At 68.2% G+C, this 581-nt stretch carries 1 pseudogene; it reads left to right on the plus strand.

Going from position 1 to position 581, the window contains the following annotated elements:
• A pseudogene (locus DSY14_RS28020) lies at nt 1–581 on the plus strand (ATP-dependent helicase); the annotation flags it as partial.

The following is a 581-nucleotide window of genomic DNA, read 5'->3' on the forward strand; positions in this document are numbered from 1 at the left end:
GCCCAGAAAGACCCGCGGAAGCGCCTCACGGAGACCGGCCGCAAGCTCGCCCAGCTCCCCGTCGACCCGCGCCTGGCCCGTATGGTCCTGGAGGCCGACCGGAACGGCTGCGTCCATGAGGTCATGGTCATCGCCGCCGCGCTCTCCATCCAGGACCCGCGCGAGCGCCCCGCCGACAAGCAGACCCAGGCCGACCAGCAGCACGCCCGCTTCAAGGACGAGACGAGCGACTTCCTCGCGTACCTGAACCTGTGGCGGTACATCCGGGAGCAGCAGAAGGAGCGGGGATCGTCGTCCTTCCGCCGCATGTGCAAGCAGGAGTACCTGAACTTCCTGCGCATCCGCGAGTGGCAGGACATCCACAGCCAGCTCCGCACGGTCGCCAAGCAGATGGGCATCCGGCTCAACGAGGAGGACGCGGCCGACCAGAGCATCCATGTCTCGCTGCTCGCCGGCCTGCTCTCGCACATCGGCATGAAGGACGTGAGGGAGTCCAAGGACTCCGGCCAGGGCGCACGCAAGGAGGGCGGCCGGAACGAGTATCTGGGCGCCCGCAACGCCAAGTTCGCGATCTTCCCGGG

This window comes from Nocardiopsis sp. MG754419, from assembly GCF_018207095.1.
GTDB lineage: Bacteria > Actinomycetota > Actinomycetes > Streptosporangiales > Streptosporangiaceae > Nocardiopsis.